Source organism: Moorena sp. SIO4A1, from assembly GCF_010672065.1.
Lineage (GTDB): Bacteria > Cyanobacteriota > Cyanobacteriia > Cyanobacteriales > Coleofasciculaceae > Moorena.
Window position 1 is genome coordinate 1 of the sequence record NZ_JAAHHX010000979.1, and the last position, 1,119, is coordinate 1,119.

The following is a 1,119-nucleotide window of genomic DNA, read 5'->3' on the forward strand; positions in this document are numbered from 1 at the left end:
TCAAGATTTTTCAGTCAGTCGTAGTACTCTGGTTCCAGATTGCCAGGAATCATCACGACATCGTCTGAACCAGCTACAGCTAGGGCTCTTGACGCCCAAGCTTCGAGTGTATTCTTGCCCTGATAGTAGGGTTGGCTTCGGATATCGAAGGCAAATACCCTGACTTGATCTGAATTTGAGGAAATCAAGTCCAGAATAGAGCTTGATTTTGCGATCGCATTTGAGTTTACCCTTGAGTTCAATTCATCCTCTTGATGGGTGTGATTACCAATTAACATTTTGCTCGCAACAGCACTATCCATATGCTTACTCCATACAGACCTAACTACGACTTATTACAATTTACAAAAGAGCGACATGAAAAATGAACCTATCTCCGTCTAGGAGTAGGACAAACCGTGCCCGCTGCTACCCTCGCACTTAACTATGAGTAGTTAACCATAAGAACTGCTCCAGAGTCAAGACCGATACTTTTTAGCTACCAGAATCTACCAAAGGTAAATTCTGGCTCACTAATGCAAGCTGATTTCTCAGCCAGGGGGTATCTCCCAAGGCATGGCCGTAGGCCACGCTGCGCGAACGCAGAAATATTCCACGAGCGCCGTTGATGTCTCTATCCATCGTCCGACCATCAACCTTTGATTTAATTACTTTACTTCCACCGATGTTGACTAATTCCCCTGTCCAGCTGACAGTTTTACTAGTATAAGCTTCACAAACATCTACGACAGTTTTCCCCACCTCTTGGGCTTTGTGCTTCAGAAATTCTTTGAACCGATAATGAGCGAAATTCAGCATATTCCGGACAGTTTTTGATCTGATTATTCTGCTACCTCTCTTCGACATTTGAGCTGTTTCAAAAGTTGGAATCAAAATTACGTCAAAGTTGTCAACTAGGAATTTAGCTGTCTTATGATGAAGCTCATTTATCAGGTTCTGAATCTTGATTACCATTCGTCGAGCAGCTTTTCTCATTCGACGCTTCTGCCCACGCTTGGCTTTACTAATCCTTGATAACAGGTTGTCTAGATGCTGGCATATTCGCTGAATTCTGGAAAAATCTCCGTGCCCAATCTTTCCCACAGATTTTTCACTAAAAAAAGTAATAAAAGTCCTGAC

General features: G+C 42.8%; 2 protein-coding genes. Both read right to left on the bottom strand.

The genetic code is table 11. The features are described from left to right. Positions 1 to 14 precede the first annotated feature (14 nt). On the bottom strand, positions 15 to 302 hold the full coding sequence (locus F6K53_RS44585) for a hypothetical protein (protein ID WP_293087421.1): 288 nt from the start codon (positions 300 to 302) through the stop codon (positions 15 to 17). 172 nt (positions 303 to 474) lie between these two features. Continuing rightward, positions 475 to 1,119: zinc ribbon domain-containing protein (locus F6K53_RS44590; RefSeq protein ID WP_293087424.1), on the bottom strand; the 645-nt coding region annotated here is incomplete at its 5' end.

Excerpts from the sequence above, each read along its gene's own strand:
- F6K53_RS44585 (WP_293087421.1), bottom strand. The coding sequence starts at position 302 with ATGGATAGTGCTGTTGCGAGCAAAATGTTAATTGGTAATCACACCCAT.